Source organism: Streptomyces bullii (assembly GCF_042657145.1).
In the GTDB taxonomy this organism is placed as follows: Bacteria; Actinomycetota; Actinomycetes; order Streptomycetales; family Streptomycetaceae; genus Streptomyces; species Streptomyces bullii.
Window position 1 is genome coordinate 23733 of record NZ_JBHSNY010000005.1, and the last position, 12380, is coordinate 36112.

General features: G+C 71.1%; 12 protein-coding genes. 2 read left to right on the plus strand and 10 right to left on the minus strand.

Features of this window, described 5'->3' with window-relative positions:
* Window positions 1–10 precede the first annotated feature (10 nt).
* On the plus strand, window positions 11–1435 hold the full coding sequence (gene pyk, locus ACFPZJ_RS14750) for a pyruvate kinase (RefSeq protein WP_381021351.1): 1425 nt from the start codon (window positions 11–13) through the stop codon (window positions 1433–1435).
* A 103-nt stretch (window positions 1436–1538) separates the two neighbouring features.
* Here pyk and ACFPZJ_RS14755 read toward each other — a convergent pair whose 3' ends face one another.
* The 4 genes from ACFPZJ_RS14755 to ACFPZJ_RS14770 form a co-directional block, all read right to left on the minus strand.
* Window positions 1539–2903, minus strand: a complete 1365-nt coding sequence (locus tag ACFPZJ_RS14755; protein ID WP_381021353.1) for a hypothetical protein — start codon at window positions 2901–2903, stop codon at window positions 1539–1541.
* On the minus strand, window positions 2893–3465 hold the full coding sequence (locus ACFPZJ_RS14760; protein ID WP_381021355.1) for a DUF6114 domain-containing protein: 573 nt from the start codon (window positions 3463–3465) through the stop codon (window positions 2893–2895). The genes ACFPZJ_RS14755 and ACFPZJ_RS14760 overlap by 11 nt, the downstream gene beginning before the upstream one ends.
* 117 nt (window positions 3466–3582) lie before the next feature.
* On the minus strand, window positions 3583–4215 hold the full coding sequence (locus tag ACFPZJ_RS14765; RefSeq protein ID WP_381021356.1) for a DUF6230 family protein: 633 nt from the start codon (window positions 4213–4215) through the stop codon (window positions 3583–3585).
* 658 nt (window positions 4216–4873) lie between these two features.
* Window positions 4874–5854 carry a tetratricopeptide repeat protein gene (locus tag ACFPZJ_RS14770; protein ID WP_381021357.1) on the minus strand — a complete coding sequence of 327 codons (981 nt, stop codon included), beginning with the start codon at window positions 5852–5854 and terminating at the stop codon, window positions 4874–4876.
* A 244-nt stretch (window positions 5855–6098) separates the two neighbouring features.
* Between ACFPZJ_RS14770 and ACFPZJ_RS14775 the strand changes: the two genes are divergently transcribed.
* Complete coding sequence (locus ACFPZJ_RS14775; RefSeq protein ID WP_381021358.1) at window positions 6099–6848, plus strand: TetR/AcrR family transcriptional regulator; 750 nt, start codon at window positions 6099–6101, stop codon at window positions 6846–6848.
* A 576-nt stretch (window positions 6849–7424) separates the two neighbouring features.
* Here ACFPZJ_RS14775 and ACFPZJ_RS14780 read toward each other — a convergent pair.
* The 6 genes from ACFPZJ_RS14780 to ACFPZJ_RS14805 form a co-directional block, all read right to left on the minus strand.
* Entirely contained in the window at window positions 7425–9125 is a 1701-nt protein-coding gene (locus tag ACFPZJ_RS14780) for an acyl-CoA mutase large subunit family protein (protein WP_381021360.1), read from the minus strand.
* Window positions 9126–9201: 76 nt separating this feature from the next.
* Entirely contained in the window at window positions 9202–9540 is a 339-nt protein-coding gene (locus tag ACFPZJ_RS14785; RefSeq protein ID WP_381021361.1) for a DUF3817 domain-containing protein, read from the minus strand.
* A gap of 43 nt (window positions 9541–9583) precedes the next feature.
* Window positions 9584–10093, minus strand: coding sequence for a MarR family winged helix-turn-helix transcriptional regulator (locus ACFPZJ_RS14790; RefSeq protein WP_381021363.1), 510 nt, complete (start codon window positions 10091–10093; stop codon window positions 9584–9586).
* 10 nt (window positions 10094–10103) lie between these two features.
* Window positions 10104–10826 carry a TetR/AcrR family transcriptional regulator gene (locus tag ACFPZJ_RS14795; RefSeq protein WP_381021364.1) on the minus strand — a complete coding sequence of 241 codons (723 nt, stop codon included), beginning with the start codon at window positions 10824–10826 and terminating at the stop codon, window positions 10104–10106.
* Complete coding sequence (locus ACFPZJ_RS14800; RefSeq protein WP_381021366.1) at window positions 10823–11503, minus strand: DUF4166 domain-containing protein; 681 nt, start codon at window positions 11501–11503, stop codon at window positions 10823–10825. The genes ACFPZJ_RS14795 and ACFPZJ_RS14800 overlap by 4 nt, the downstream gene beginning before the upstream one ends.
* Entirely contained in the window at window positions 11500–12252 is a 753-nt protein-coding gene (locus ACFPZJ_RS14805) for a hypothetical protein (protein WP_381021368.1), read from the minus strand. The genes ACFPZJ_RS14800 and ACFPZJ_RS14805 overlap by 4 nt, the downstream gene beginning before the upstream one ends.
* Window positions 12253–12380 lie beyond the last annotated feature (128 nt).

A 12380-nucleotide genomic window follows, 5' to 3' on the forward strand; every position in this document is an offset into this window, starting at 1 on the left:
GGATCGCCCCATGCGCCGTTCGAAAATCGTCTGTACTCTCGGCCCCGCGGTCGACTCCCACGAGCAGCTCGTCGCGCTGATCGAAGCCGGCATGAACGTGGCCCGCTTCAACTTCAGCCACGGCACGCACGCCGAGCACCAGGGGCGGTACGACCGCGTCCGTGCCGCCGCCAAGGAGACCGGCCGGGCCGTCGGTGTCCTCGCCGACCTGCAGGGCCCGAAGATCCGCCTGGAGACCTTCGCCGAGGGTCCCGTCGAGCTGGTGCGCGGTGACGAGTTCACCATCACCACCGAGGACGTCCCGGGTGACAAGACGATCTGCGGGACGACCTACAAGGGCCTGCCCGGCGACGTCGCCAAGGGCGACCAGATCCTCATCAACGACGGCAACGTCGAGCTGAAGGTCACCGAGGTCGACGGCCCGCGCGTGAGGACGATCGTCATCGAGGGCGGCGTCATCTCCGACCACAAGGGCATCAACCTGCCCGGTGCGGCCGTCAACGTCCCGGCCCTGTCCGAGAAGGACGTCGAGGACCTCCGCTTCGCGCTGCGCATGGGCTGCGACCTGGTCGCCCTGTCCTTCGTCCGCGACGCCAAGGACGTGCACGACGTGCACCGCGTCATGGACGAGGAGGGCCGCCGCGTCCCGGTCATCGCCAAGGTGGAGAAGCCGCAGGCGGTGCAGAACATGGAGGACGTCGTGATGGCGTTCGACGGCGTGATGGTCGCCCGCGGTGACCTGGCCGTCGAGTACCCGCTCGAGAAGGTCCCGATGGTGCAGAAGCGCCTGATCGAGCTGTGCCGGCGCAACGCCAAGCCGGTGATCGTGGCGACCCAGATGATGGAGTCGATGATCACCAACTCGCGTCCGACCCGCGCCGAGGCCTCCGACGTCGCCAACGCGATCCTGGACGGCGCCGACGCGGTCATGCTGTCCGCCGAGTCGAGCGTGGGCGCGTACCCGATCGAGACCGTCAAGACGATGTCGAAGATCGTCACCGCGGCCGAGCAGGAGCTGCTGTCCAAGGGACTGCAGCCGCTGGTGCCGGGCAAGAAGCCCCGTACGCAGGGCGGTTCGGTGGCCCGCGCGGCCTGCGAGATCGCCGACTTCCTCGGCGGCAAGGGCCTGGTGGCCTTCACGCAGTCCGGTGACACCGCGCGCCGACTGTGCCGCTACCGCGCCGCCCAGCCGATCATCGCGTTCACCACGGACGAGTCCACCCGCAACCAGATGACGCTGAGCTGGGGCGTGGAGCCGTACGTCGTGCCGTTCGTGAACAGCACCGACGAGATGGTCGACCTGGTGGACCAGGAGATCCTGAAGATGGGCATGTTCAGCGAGGGCGACGTCGTGGTGATCACCGCCGGCTCGCCCCCCGGCGTCCCCGGCACCACCAACATGGTGCGCGTCCACCACCTGGGCGCCACGAGCTGATCCCGCAGGGCCGGAAGGGCCCCTGAACGGCGCCGAGGGCGCCCCCTGCGACAGGGGGCGCCCTCGGCACTTGCGCGGCTCCCGAACGCACTCACACGGGCGCTCAGTCGGTGATGTACTGATGCAGCCCCGGCACGTGCAGGGTCCCGCCGAACTGGCCGGCCTGCGTGACCTTCACGTTGGTGAAGTAGATGAACGGGATGTTCAGCGGCGGCGGGTGCTCCGGGTCGAAGGTGACCGGGATCAGACCGAGCAGGTTCCCGGAGATCTTCTCCGTGTACATCACCGTTTCGCCGTCGCGGATCGTGGACGTGGAGCCCTTGGCCGCCTGCACGTGGTAGGTCTTGCCGGACTGCTTGTCCTTCACCGTCTGGTGCAGGTCGCCGATGTCGGTGCCCTCGGATATGACGTACTTCAGCACCTTCTTGGTCGTGCCGTTGGCGGTCCGCACCTCGACGATGCCCTGGTAGTCGGCGCCCTTCAGGGTGAGGGAGCTGGCGTTCAGGTACCAGGGGTCGTCGGGCAGCGGGACCTTGTTGTCGACGCCGCCCTCGGCGTCGGTGGCGGCCGGGCAGTCCTCGGGATTGGTGGTGGAGCTCGCCGACGGGCTCGGGGTCGGGGAGGCGGTGGCCTCGCCGGCCGCGTCCTCGGCGGTCTTCTCGACCGCCTCGGCCGGGTCCCCGGCCGCCTTCGACGCCGAGTCGGTGGTGTTCTTGGCGGTGTCCTCGGCCGTTCCGGCGGCCTTGCCGGCGGTGTCCTTCACCGTGTCGGAGGCGCCCTCACCGGCACCTGCCGGACTCTCCGAGGCGGAGGCGGAGGCGGAGGGGGACGGCGTGGGGCTCGGGCTCGCCGTCGCCTTGTCGCCGGTGAAGATGCCGGTGATGGCGTCGCCGATGTCCTCCAGCACATTGCCGCCGCCCGACGACTGTGACGGCGAAGGGGACGGCGTGCCGGCCGCACCACCCTCCGAGGACGGTTCGCTCGGCGAGGGAGCCGGCGTCGGCTCGGACTTGTCGCCCGAGTCGCCCTTGTCGCCGGAACCTGAATCCGGCGAAGAGGGCGAAGCTCCGCTGCCCTGGCCCGTGCCGTCCGGCGCGGAGGCCGAGGGGCTCGGCTGCGCCGTACCGTCCTGGTCGCCTGACGTGTCCTCGCTCGCCGACGGCGACGGCGTGGGCGACGCGGCCTTGTCCTGCGAGTCCTCCAGGGCCGCGACGCAGTCCTTGTACTCCTCGGCGGTCATGCTCTTCGACGACGGCGTCGCGGAGTTCTCGCTGTCGGCGAGGGCGAGCGTCGGCGTGAACCCCATCCCCATGAGGACCGCCGTCGGCATCGCCGCCAGGGCTATCGCCTTCCCGGCCGGCATGTGGAACCTGGTGAACAGCGGCTTCTTGGGTGCCGCGTGGCGCGGCCCGGTTCTCACACGGGACGCCTCCACATCAGCCCCGTGGGTCACCTCGTCAGCCGGCACTGTGCCTCCCGTTCGCCCCGTTGGCCGGGCTCGTTCCTGACAGATCGTTCGGCTCGTACGCCCCGGCCGTGCCCTCGGCGGGCTGGAAGGCCGTGGTGTCCGGGCCCGTGCCCTGCGGGGCGTCCCCCTTGCCCAGCCCGCCCTCCTGCACCGGCTGTGACGCGGGCGGTACGCCCGGCGCCCACGCCACGGCCATCGCCCCGCCGAGGAGCGCGAGCAGGAAGCCGACGAGGAAACCGCCGAGGTTGGACACGGGGATGGACACCAGCGCCAGCAGGATCGCTGCGACACCCGCGAAGACGCGGACGTGCTTCTGGAACCAGAGACTGACGCCGAGGACGACGAGCAGCACGCCGATGATCAGGGACCCGGCGCCCGCGGTGGTGGCCATCGCCAGTGTCAGGTGACCGATCTGGAGGTTCGCGTACGGGAAGTAGGCGATGGGGAGTCCGCCGAGCATGACGAACAGGCCGGCCCAGAACGGCCGCGTGCCCCGCCAGGCGCGGAACTGCTGCCTACGGCGGGTGAACTGGCCGGGGGCGGCAGGGGTCTCGGCGCTCATGGAAAACAGCTCCCTGGTACGGCGTTGCTGTGGTGGTGATGTGTGCCGCGCGTGAACGCACGGCCGGAAGGTGGACGGGCGGGGGCGCCATCGGCTCCCCCGCCCGTTGAAGAGTGCTTAGTAGCACTCCTTGACACCCGTCGACAGCGACATCTTCAGGCCGCTGAGCTTGAAGGTTCCGGCGGTGGTGGCCCACGCCGTCTGCTTCACGTCGGTCAGGGTGACCGAGTCGGCCTGCTGCGCGAATCCGTACGGGTTCGCGGTGTCGCCCTTCTGGATGCCGGGACCCTTGGCGGCGTCCTTCGCGGCCACACCGATGTCGATGTTCCGGAACGTCGCATCGGCGCTGAGGTCCTCGACGTCGATGTACAGGTTCTCGGCCTCGACCGGCGTCTCGCCGCCGCCCGCCTTCAGCACCAGGCTGACGCTGCCGAGCACCGGGATGTTCGGGGTGACGACGGACTGGCACAGACCCTTGATGGTCGCGGACTTGAACGCCGAGACCGCCACCGGGTGGGTCGTCTTCTTGCCGTCGAGCGTGTAACCCGAGTCAAGGGCGCCGTACTGGACGAAGCCCTTGCCGTCGAGCCGCTCGGTCGTCACCTTGAACGACTGACCGGAGACACTGAACGACGCGGCGAGAGCGCCCTGCGCGAGGGCGACACCTATCGCAGCCGTAGCGGCGACGCTGGGCACCATGACCACAGCGAACCGCTTCCATCTGGTCCCGCCACGCACCTGGGACTCCATATTTCCTCCTTCTCGGACGTACATCTCCTGACCTGGCTCGCCCCTAGTCGCGGCTGAAGCCGGGCAGGGATGGGAGAAGTGCTACGTCCTCGGGAAGGAGAGCGCCCGCGCTCGGCGGCGCACAACGCGCCCGAATCACCGGCGATCACCCCCGAGCGACAACCACTGGTCGCGCCTGACACGCATCACGCACAACCCTGCTGGACAGGCTTCGCCGATGAGCGAAGACCCCCCTGTCCAAGAGCCGGCGCCACTGCCGCCGGCTCTGCTCGGTGGGGACCCAGGAAGTCCCGCGACCCGACCGGCTGTCGGGGTGCGGCAATGGACCGAGCGTGGCCGATCGTGGTGCATTCTCGCCGCCCGCACAAGGGGGTTCGTTACTCGCGGGTAACGACCGGATAACCGCGGGGCGACCCAGTGGTCGCGGTCGGCGACGCTCGGTGGCACACAGGTGCGGTACATAACTGTTGATCGCTGGACAGAATCCGACAGATCAACAGCCACGACTTACTCGCAGTAACAGCGGCCGCGATTACCAAGTTTTGGCAAAGCGCGGCCGCAGTGTGCTTCTCGCGGCGAACTTTTCACTCGGGCATCACAGGCCCTTGGGTTTAGCGACTGGTCAGAACGGGGCCGCCGCCTCGCCCGGGTCGGCCGCTCAGAACAGGGCGCGGGCCAGCGCCCGGCGCGCCGCGATCACCCGCGGGTCCTCCGCGCCGACGACCTCGAACAGCTCCAGCAGCCGCACCCGTACGGCGTCCCGGTCGTCGCCCGCCGTGCGCTGCACGGTCTCGATGAGCCGCCCGAAGGCGTCCTCGACGTGACCGCCCACCAGGTCCAGGTCGGCGGCGGTGATCTGCGCCTGCACATCGCCGGGCTTCTCGGCCGCGTCCTTGCGCACCTGCTGCGGGTCCAGACCCTGCACGCGCCGGAGCAATTCGGCCTGCGCGAGGCCCAGTTTGGCCTCCTCGTTGCCCGGGTCCTCGCTCAGCACGTTCTTGTACGCCTGGACGGCACCGGCCAGGTCGCCCGAGTCCAGCGCCTGTACGGCGGCCTCCAGGAGCGCGTCGTACGGCCCGGCCGGCCGGCTGGGGGCCGCCTCGGCGCCGCCGCCCGGCTCGGCGTCCGGGTCGACGGTGAGACCGGTCAGGCCGAAGCGCTGCTCGGCGACCGTGACCAGCTGGTCCAGGGTCTGCCGGATCTGCGCCTCGCCCGCGGCGCCCTGGAAGAGCGGCAGCGCCTGCCCGGCCACGACGGCGAAGACCGCCGGGATCCCCTGGATCCCGAACTGCTGCATCAGCATCTGGTTGGCATCGACGTCGATCTTGGCGAGGACGAAGCGCCCGTTGTACTCGACGGCGAGCCGCTCCAGGACGGGGCTCAGCTGCTTGCAGGGCTCACACCACTCGGCCCAGAAGTCGATGACGACCGGGACCTCGGTGGACCGCTGCAGGACGTCGCGTTCGAAGGTGTTCTCGCTGACGTCGATGACGAGATCGGCCGGGGAGACGGCTCCCGGCCCGCCGCCCTGCCGGGCCGCTTGTGCGCGCGCCTGCTCCGCCTTGGCCTTGGCCTCCTGGGCCGCCTTCACCGCGGCGAGGTCGACGACTCCGCTCATGGACATGTTCCGTGGCTGCATGCGTCTATCCTCCCCCGTCCCGCGCGTGTCTGTGAAAGCCGCCGTGAAAGCCGGTCCGGCCGTGTGATGTCCGATGGTGTGCGGCGCCGGGTCCCCACCCGACGCCCGTGGTCGTCGCTCGAGCATGTCGGTCGTCCATGCTTTCGCTACGAGTCGTAGCGTAATGGCACCGGGTGCCGCGGGAACACTACCCCGCGGTGATCTCCCTCACGGCACCCCAGGACCCGCCGGTTATGGTCATGGCATGCACAGCCGCACGCCCGCCGGCCGTACGGGACGACCGCGCAGTGCCACCGCCGACGCCGCGATCCTGGCCGCGACCCGGGCGGCCCTGGTCGAACTCGGCTGGTCCAAGCTCACGTTGGGAGACGTCGCCACACGCGCCGGGGTTGCGAAGACGACCCTGTATCGCCGCTGGGCGGGCAAGAACGAGCTGGTGGTCGACGCGGTCGCGGAACTCTTCGACGAACTGCGCCTGCCCGACCGCGGCAGCCTCGCCGCGGACATCGAGGGCGTGGTCCTCCAGTTCGCCGCGATCCTGGCCCGCCCGGAGGCGCGGAGCGGCCTGATGGCGGTGGTGGCGGAGGCGACCCGGGACGACGCCCTGCGGGCGCGCATCCGCGCCTCGATCGTCGACCGCCAGAAACGGCTCGTCCTGGAGGGAAGGGCCCGCGCCCAGGCCCGCGGCGAACTCCCCCCGGAGCCCGACCCGGCGACCGCCGCCCGCACGGCCGACCTCATCTTCGACATGGTCGCGGGTGCGGTGGTCCACCGCACCCTGGTGAGCGCGGAACCGGCGAACGAGGAGTGGGCCCACGGCTTCACACGGGTACTGCTGACGGGTCTGACGGCGACGGGCCCCGCCTCGGCCGCCCCGACTCCGGCCGACCCGAATGCGGCCGACCCGACTGACTCGGCCTTGTCCCGTCCGGCTGACTCGGCCTCGACCCTTCCGGCTGACACGGGCCCCGCCCGTCCGGCTGGCTCGGCGTGAACCCGTCCGACCGACGCGGGCCCCGCCCGTCCGGCTGACTCGGGGTGAGACCGTCCCACCGACGCGGGCGCAGCCGTCCGGCTGCCGGCCCGGCCCATATGGCCGACTGGGCTCGGCCCACCCCGCCGACGCGGACCCAGCCCGCCCGAGCGACTCAGACTCGACCCGTCCGGCCGACTCCGCCTCGGCCGCCCCGACTGACTCAGACTCGACCCGTCCGGATGACTCAAGGTGACCCCGTCCGGCTGACTCGGGCTCGGCCCACCCCCACCGACTCGGGCGCAGCCCGCCCGGCTGACACCGACCGACGCGGGTCGGGCCCGTCCCGCCGACTCGGACTCGGCCCATCTGGGTGCCTGGGGCTCGATCCGCCGGCTGCCGGGGTCCGGGCCCGCCCGGCCGACGCGGGCGCAGCCCGTCCCGCTGACCCGGGCTCGCCCCGCCCCGCTGGACGACTCCGATCCCCTGCTCCAGCCCGGCCCGCTCCCGCTCGCCGGACACGGCTCGGCCGAGGAGCTCGGGGGGCGGGGTGGTGGGCCCGCCGAAGCAGGCAGCCGCCGCCCGCCCCCGGCTCGGCTAGAAGCCCGCCGGCTCCGTGTACACCCCCCACTCGTCCCGGAGCACCCCGCAGATCTCCCCGAGCGTCGCCTCCGCCCGTACGGCGTCCAGCATGGGGTCGATCATGTTGGCACCGGACCGGGCGGCCGCCACCATGCCGTCGAGCGCGGTGCGCACCCGCGCTTCGTCGCGCGCGGACTTCCGTTCCCGCAGCAGCCGCACCTGTTCCCGTTCCACCTCGTGGCTGACCCGCAGGATCTCCAGGTCGCCGGTGACGGACCCGGTGTGGACGTTGACGCCGACGACCTTCTTGTCGCCCTTCTCCAGCGCCTGCTGGTACCGGAACGCCGACTCGGCGATCTCGCCGGTGAACCAGCCGTCCTCGATGCCGCGCAGGATGCCGGAGGTGATCGGACCGATCGGGTGCTGCCCGTCGGGGTGCGCCCGCAGGCCCCGCTCCTTGATCTGGTCGAAGATCTTCTCCGCGTCCGCCTCGATCCGGTCCGTCAGCTGCTCGACGTACCAGGAACCGCCCAGCGGATCGGCGACGTTGGCGACCCCGGTCTCCTCCATCAGCACCTGCTGCGTGCGCAGGGCGATCTCCGCGGCCTGCTCGCTCGGCAGGGCCAGCGTCTCGTCCAGGGCGTTGGTGTGCAGCGAGTTGGTGCCGCCGAGCACCGCCGCCAGCGCCTCCACGGCCGTCCGTACGACGTTGTTGTAGGGCTGCTGCGCGGTCAGCGAGACCCCGGCGGTCTGCGTGTGGAAGCGCAGCCACTGCGCCTTCTCGGTCTTCGCCCCGTACACGTCCCGCATCCACCGGGCCCAGATCCTGCGCGCCGCGCGGAACTTGGCGATCTCCTCGAAGAAGTCGACGTGCGCGTCGAAGAAGAAGGACAGCCCGGGCGCGAACACGTCCACGTCCAGCCCGCGGCTGAGCCCCAGCTCGACGTACCCGAAGCCGTCCGCCAGCGTGTAGGCCAGCTCCTGCGCGGCCGTCGCGCCGGCCTCGCGGATGTGGTAGCCCGAGACGGAGAGCGGCTTGTAGGCGGGGATGCCGGCCGCGCAGTACTCCATCAGGTCGCCGATCAGACGCAGGTGCGGCTCGGGCTGGAAGAGCCACTCCTTCTGCGCGATGTACTCCTTGAAGATGTCGGTCTGCAGCGTCCCGTTCAGCACCGACGGGTCGACGCCCTGCCGTTCCGCGGCGACGAGGTACATGCAGAAGACGGGCACGGCGGGCCCGCTGATCGTCATCGACGTCGTGACGTCCCCGAGCGGGATGTCCCGGAACAGCACGTCCATGTCGGCCGCCGAGTCGATGGCCACGCCGCAGTGCCCGACCTCGCCCAGCGAGCGGGGATCGTCGGAGTCGCGTCCCATCAGCGTCGGCATGTCGAAGGCCACGGACAGACCCCCGCCACCGGCGGCGAGGATCATCTTGTACCGCTCGTTGGTCTGCTCGGCGTTCCCGAACCCGGCGAACTGCCGGATGGTCCACGTACGGCCTCGGTAGCCCGTCGGGTACAGCCCGCGGGTGAAGGGATACTCCCCGGGCCAGCCGATCCGCTCGAACCCCTCGTACCTGTCCCCGGGCCGGGGCCCGTACACCGGCTCCACGGGATCGCCGGAGAGCGTGGTGAAGTCAGCGTCGCGCTTGCGCGCGGCGTCGTACCGGGCCTGCCACCGTCGGCGGCCCTCCTCTATGGCGTCAGCGTCCATACCCTCGAATTTACTAGGACGTCCAAGTAAATGTCGATGGCAGACCGCCGCACGCTCGTCCGTACGGCGGTACCGGTTACGCCTTGGCGACCGCGGGCGAGTCCTCCGCGAGCCTCGCCTCCAGCTCACGGCTGATCCTGCGCTCCACGAAGAACGCGGCCGTCGGAACGGTCCCGGCCAGCAGCACCCACAGCTGCTTGCCGACCGGCCACTTCGCCTTGGAGCCCAGGTCGAAGGCGAAGACCAGGTACAGGACGTACAGCCAGCCGTGCGCGATGCCGACGACGCGCGTGAAATCGTCCGCGCCGTCCATCCTGAGCAGGTACTTGGCGATCACGCCGATGGTCAGCAGGACCAGCAGGACGCCGGTGACGTAGGCCATCACGCGGTAGCGGGTCAGCACGCTCTTTTTCATGCCGACGAGCCTAACCACCCCTTTCGAGGGATCTTGCCCCGGGTCACTCCTCTTCGAAGTCCCCGGCGGCGAGCCGCAGCGGCCGCAGCATCGCGAAGATCTCCGCGCACTCCTCGGCGTCGTAGCAGCCGAGCCCGAAGTCCATCGCCATCAGGTCGCGGGTGGCCGCCTCGACCACCTCGCGGCCCTTGTCGGTGATGGTGGCGAGCGTGCCGCGCCCGTCGTTGGGGTTGGGGCGCCTGGCCACCAGACCGGACCTCACCAGCCGGTCCACGGTGTTCGTCACGGACGTAGGGTGCACCATGAGCCGCTCACCGATCTTGGACATCGGCAGCTCGCCGGACTTGGAGAACGTGAGCAGCACCAGCGCCTCGTACCGCGCGAACGTCAGTCCGTACGGCTTGACCACCGCGTCGACCTCGGCGAGCAGGATCTGGTGCGCGCGCATGATCGAGGTGATCGCCGCCATGGACGGCACGTTTCCCCAGCGCTGTTTCCACAGTTCGTCGGCGCGGGCGATGGGATCGAAGGAGAGACTGAGGGGCTTGGGCACGTTCCCGACCTTACCGGCCGGTCATATGCTGGTCAGCCCCGTCTCGCTGTTCGGTCGGCTCCGGCTCGCCGCCGGCGCGGGCGGAACGACGGCTGGTGCGCCGCAGCCGGTGCCGCACCGCCCGCTGGGCCACCGGCCCCAGCTCCTCCAGGGCGGCCACCAGCACCCCGAGCTGCTCCAGCGCGTCCAGCGCCGCGCCGGCCCCGGCCTCGTCCACCCCCTCGTACAGCTCGACCCCCACGAACGACGCCGCCACCGCCCGCGCCAGCCCCGAGGGGTCGGTGAACTCCCCGAACGGCGTGCCCGCGAGCACCCGCGTGAGCACCGTCTCGATCTCCACGATCCACAGATCGAGCCCGGCCGCCGTGGCGGGCCGCAGGCTGGCGTGGGTCTGGGCGCCGGCGAGGAGCTGGCCGAGGAGGGCCACATGGCCTCCGGCGCGCTCCTGGGCGTGGATCGCGCGGCCGACGGCCAGCAGCTCGGACAGGGAGGTGACGGTGGACAGGCGGGCTCGGTAGCGCGCCACCGCCTGCTCCGCGCCGTAGCGGCACGCGGCGGCGAGGAGTTCGTCCACCGAGCCGAAGTGGTAGAAGACCAGCGCCTGGTTGACCCCGGCCGACGCCGCGATCGTACGGGCCGAGGTCTTGGCGATGCCCTGCTCGGTGAGGGTGCGCAGCGCGCCCTCCAGGAGCCGGGCCTTCGTCTCCTGGGACTTGGCCGTGTCGGGCGTCATGCGCGCGCCTCCTCGCGGACGGGGCGCAGGCCGGGGCGTACGCCGCAGGAGGTGACGTCCGTGTAGTCGGCGGTGAAGGAGCCCTCGTAGCCGAAGAGGGGCCCGAAATAACGGTTCACGACGCGGACCCGGATGCGGAAGCGGCCGGTCGAGTCGTCGTAGGACTCGCGGACCTCGGCGGTGGCGCCGATCAGCTCGGGGACGCGGACGTCCACCACCCCCTCCCTGAAGCGGTGCTCGCCGGAGCGGATCAGGAGCGAACCGTCGGGCTCCGCGCGCAAGTGCAGCTCGCTGGCCAGGTGCTGGTGGGTGCCGAGGTAGTCGAGGACGCGGTCGCCCTTCGGGCTGAGCACCATCTGGGCGTCGAAGCGGCGGGGGCGGCCGGGCAGGTCGAAGGTGCGCACGAAGGTCACCGTCTCACGGCCGCAGGTGTCGGTGTACGGGACGTTCTCGATGGTGAAGGGGATGTGGCGGCCCTCACGCGGGACGAGGATGTTGCGGGTCGCGCCCAGCGCCAGGAACGGCTTGACGAAGGCGCCGCCGTGCCAGACGCGGTCCATCACCCCCCGGCCGGTGCACGCCTCGCCGCTCGCCAGTCCCACGGAGAAGCGGCGCCGCAGCCGGGGGTGGAGGCGGTCGAAGTCGGCGCCCATCGCCGCGCGGAAGATGGAGGTCATCGCGGGGTCTCCAGGGTGCGCAGGACACGGGGCGCCCGCACGCGCGTGGGCGGCCGGCGCAGACAGCGGCGGGCGGCCGGGGTGCGGGACAGCGGGGAGGTGAAGAGAGCCAGCGGGATGGCGACGGTCAGCAGCAGCGGGCAGGTGTAGGCCGCGGCGGGTGCGAGGGGGCCGGAGAGGCCGAGGGCGGGTTCGACGCCGAGACCCCGGCACGCGGCGATGATCACGAGGGCGCGGACGAACAGTTCCGTGAGCCAGTTCCGCAGCGCCCGCTCCGGGGTGACGCCGTGCTCCAGCCACAGGCGCAGGCGATCGAAGGACCAGGCGGTCGCCCAGCGCATGAACGGGCGCAGGAGCAGCCGGTCGGCGAGTGCGCCGAAGGCGCCCCAGCGGGGGCGGTAGTCGTAGCCGGTCAGGAAGCGCACCCCGTCGCCGTCGGGGACGTAGCGCCAGTAGCCGCTGCCCTCGGCGAGCAGGGAGAGCGGGTGCGGCGAGGAGAAGCGGAGGGCGGAGGTGCGAGTGCCGTCGGGGCGCTCCTTCTCGCCGGCGGAGACTCCGGTGCCGGTGACCGTCAGGAAGGGCAGCACGCGCGTGGCGTACCGGAAGCGCTGCGGCTCGCCCTCGACGCACGGCAGATGGCGTATCTCGGTGAAACGGAGGTCCCAGCGCTGGTGCTGGGCCGGGTCCTGCGTCCGCGCCCACAGCTCGTCGAGGTCGGCGCGGATACGTGCCTCTATGTACAGCCCCATGCGATCCCCCGGTTCAGCTGCGCTCTTGAGCGTTCGCTCAATCTCTTCACCCAGGAAAGTACACCCTTTTGAGCGATCGCTCAAACAGTGGGTGCGAGAAAACCCCGGCCCGCGCGGGCCGGGGTCGG

What these genes read in the sequence shown, in the direction of transcription:
- pyk (WP_381021351.1), top strand. Translation starts at nt 11, where the DNA reads ATGCGCCGTTCGAAAATCGTCTGTACTCTCGGCCCCGCGGTCGACTCC.
- ACFPZJ_RS14760 (WP_381021355.1), bottom strand. Translation starts at nt 3,465, where the DNA reads ATGAGCGCCGAGACCCCTGCCGCCCCCGGCCAGTTCACCCGCCGTAGG.
- ACFPZJ_RS14765 (WP_381021356.1), bottom strand. Translation starts at nt 4,215, where the DNA reads ATGGAGTCCCAGGTGCGTGGCGGGACCAGATGGAAGCGGTTCGCTGTG.
- ACFPZJ_RS14770 (WP_381021357.1), bottom strand. Translation starts at nt 5,854, where the DNA reads ATGCAGCCACGGAACATGTCCATGAGCGGAGTCGTCGACCTCGCCGCG.
- ACFPZJ_RS14775 (WP_381021358.1), top strand. Translation starts at nt 6,099, where the DNA reads ATGCACAGCCGCACGCCCGCCGGCCGTACGGGACGACCGCGCAGTGCC.
- ACFPZJ_RS14780 (WP_381021360.1), bottom strand. Translation starts at nt 9,125, where the DNA reads ATGGACGCTGACGCCATAGAGGAGGGCCGCCGACGGTGGCAGGCCCGG.
- ACFPZJ_RS14785 (WP_381021361.1), bottom strand. Translation starts at nt 9,540, where the DNA reads ATGAAAAAGAGCGTGCTGACCCGCTACCGCGTGATGGCCTACGTCACC.
- ACFPZJ_RS14795 (WP_381021364.1), bottom strand. Translation starts at nt 10,826, where the DNA reads ATGACGCCCGACACGGCCAAGTCCCAGGAGACGAAGGCCCGGCTCCTG.
- ACFPZJ_RS14800 (WP_381021366.1), bottom strand. Translation starts at nt 11,503, where the DNA reads ATGACCTCCATCTTCCGCGCGGCGATGGGCGCCGACTTCGACCGCCTC.
- ACFPZJ_RS14805 (WP_381021368.1), bottom strand. Translation starts at nt 12,252, where the DNA reads ATGGGGCTGTACATAGAGGCACGTATCCGCGCCGACCTCGACGAGCTG.